Origin of the sequence: Tomitella cavernea (assembly GCF_016599145.1) — a bacterium.
Taxonomy (GTDB): domain Bacteria; phylum Actinomycetota; class Actinomycetes; order Mycobacteriales; family Mycobacteriaceae; genus Tomitella; species Tomitella cavernae.
The window spans coordinates 1-814 of the sequence record NZ_JAENKO010000113.1; the positions used below are offsets into that span (position 1 = coordinate 1).

At 63.1% G+C, this 814-nt stretch carries 1 protein-coding gene; it reads right to left on the reverse strand.

Features of this window, described 5'->3' with window-relative positions:
* Positions 1–13: 13 nt before the first annotated feature.
* The coding region (locus JJ683_RS18705; RefSeq protein ID WP_200176325.1) for an ISL3 family transposase at positions 14–814 on the reverse strand (801 nt) is incomplete at its 5' end.

Consider the following 814-nt stretch of genomic DNA (forward strand, 5'->3'; position numbering starts at 1 on the left):
GGCTCTTCAGCTCTTAGAGTGCGTTGATGCGTGCGGCGAGTTGGCCGGAGTGCAGTAGTGATCGCAAGATGTAGTGGTCGAGGTTGCGGAAGCCTTGAGCGATGCCGCGTAGGTGTTCCAGGCGGCCGTTGATGGCCTCGACGGGCCCGTTGGAGACGCCTGTGTCGAAGTACGCCAGGATCTCCTTGCGCCGGGCCCACAGGCTGCGGCCGAGCTGGGCGAGTTCATCGAGGCCGGCGGGCAGGCCCTTGCAGATGCGTTTGAGGACTTTGAACATCAGTATCTTGCCCTCGCGGCGGTCCGGATGCTCGTAAGCGGCGATCATCTGCTGATACACCTGGTGGGTGATCTCGACTGCCACATGGTCGTCATGGCTGTTCAACGACTCGACCAGCAGGTTCTTCTGCGTGTCGGTGAGAAACTCGACGCGGGTGTGCAGGATCCGGCGGATCTTGTAGAGAGGATCGTTCTTGCGGCCGCGGTGCCCGCACGTGGCCTGCTGGATGCGGGTACGGCATCGATCGAGCTTCTCGCCGGCCAATTGCACGACGTGGAACGGGTCCATCACGATCCGCGCCCGGGGCAGTTCCTCGCCGGTGGCGGTGCGGTAGCCGGCGAAGCCGTCCATCGCCACCACCGTGATCCGATCACGGAACCTCTGGCCGCGGCTGTTCATCCAGTCCTTGAGGACTTGTTTGGACCGGCCGGTGATCATGTCCAGCAGGCGTGCGGGGCCGGTGCCGTCCACGACCGGAGTCAGATCGATCAGAACCGTCACCCAACTCGAATCACCCTGTCCACGAACGTGTTTCCA